This is a genomic window from Lonsdalea britannica (assembly GCF_002111595.1).
GTDB lineage: Bacteria > Pseudomonadota > Gammaproteobacteria > Enterobacterales > Enterobacteriaceae > Lonsdalea > Lonsdalea britannica.
Genome location: NZ_LUTN01000047.1, coordinates 1 through 1247, shown reverse-complemented (window position 1 = coordinate 1247; position 1247 = coordinate 1). Strand labels below are relative to the sequence as shown.

At 52.0% G+C, this 1247-nt stretch carries 1 pseudogene; it reads left to right on the top strand.

Annotated elements, in window-relative coordinates:
* The first annotated feature begins 72 nt into the window (after positions 1-72).
* Positions 73-1240, top strand: a pseudogene (locus AU509_RS17710) (IS3 family transposase).
* Positions 1241-1247: the final 7 nt, after the last annotated feature.

Here is a 1247-nt window from a genome sequence, read left to right as displayed (position 1 = left end):
TGAAGTGGTTTACTGAATTTGGCCACCTGAACAGAGGTGATATGCTCACCTCAGAACAACACAGGTGCTCCAATGAAAAGAAGAAATTTTAGTCCTGAATTCAAACGCGAATCTGCTCAGCTGGTTGTCGATCAAAACTACACCGTCTCTGATGCCGCCAAGGCTATGGATGTAGGTCTTTCCACGATGACGAAATGGGTCAAACAACTGCGTGATGAGCGTCAGGGCAAAACACCAAAAGCCTCCCCGATAACGCCGGAACAAATCGAAATACGTGAGCTCAGGAAGAAGATGCAACGTATTGAAATGGAAAACGAAATATTAAAAAAGGCTACCGCGCTCTTGATGTCAGACTCCCTGAACAGTTCTCGATAATCGGGAAACTCAGGCGCGTTATCCTGTGGCCACACTCTGCCATGTGTTCGGGGTTCATCGCAGCAGCTACAAATACTGGAAAAACCGTCCTGAAAAGCCAGACGGCAGACGGGCTATATTACGCAGTCAGGTACTTGAGCTGCATGGCATCAGCCACGGTTCGGCCGGAGCAAGAAGCATCGCCACAATGGCAACCCAGAGAGGCTACCAGATGGGGCGCTGGCTTGCCGGCAGGCTCATGAAAGAGCTGGGACTGGTCAGTTGCCAGCAGCCGACTCACCGGTATAAACGTGGCGGTCATGAGCACGTTGCTATCCCGAACCATCTTGAGCGACAGTTCGCCGTAACGGAGCCCAACCAGGTGTGGTGCGGTGATGTGACCTATATCTGGTCAGGTAAACGCTGGGCGTACCTCGCCGTTGTTCTCGACCTGTTCGCAAGAAAACCAGTGGGTTGGGCAATGTCGTTCTCGCCGGACAGCAGACTCACCATGAAGGCGTTGGAAATGGCATGGGAAACTCGCGGTAAGCCCGCTGGGGTGATGTTCCACAGCGACCAGGGCAGTCACTATACAAGCAGGCAGTTCCGGCAGTTACTGTGGCGATACAGAATCAGACAGAGTATGAGCCGGCGCGGAAACTGCTGGGATAACAGCCCAATGGAGCGCTTCTTCAGGAGTCTGAAGAACGAATGGGTGCCGGTGACGGGTTACGTAAGCTTCAGCGATGCAGCTCACGCCATAACGAACTATATCGTTGGATATTACAGTGCACTAAGACCGCACGAATATAATGGTGGGTTACCACCAAACGAATCGGAAAACCGATACTGGAAAAACTCTAACGCGGTGGCCAGTTTTCGTTGACCACTAC